The 347-nt window shown below is 51.0% G+C and carries 1 pseudogene; it reads left to right on the forward strand.

The features are described 5' to 3' along the window. Positions 1–269, forward strand: a pseudogene (locus O2S87_RS18995) (hypothetical protein); the annotation flags it as partial. Positions 270–347 lie beyond the last annotated feature (78 nt).

Below are 347 nucleotides of genomic sequence, written 5' to 3' on the forward strand. Positions count from 1 at the left end.
GCCGCGTTGGTCAAAAAATGGTCGAGACAACTGAGGCAAAACAGGTCTGTCGCGCTGCTTCGACGTTGCTGTTCCCGGAGTTGGATTTCGATGTGAAACAGTGCGGTGAATACACGAGAGAGGATTTTGGCGAAATCCTCTCTCGTATCGCCTTCGATCACGAGTTCGCAAACACGGGTGGCAAAACACTCCAACTTGACCGTGACGAGCAAGTGGACGTCGAGTGGTCTGCGCTATGTTTGAATCTACGGAGCGCGTATAGGCGCTAATGAAGGCTTCTCGTCGGACCAAGTTGGTGAAACATCTGTCGGAAAAAGAGCTTGATGACGCGATCAATGAAGCACAAA

This window comes from Halohasta sp. A2, from assembly GCF_056175805.1.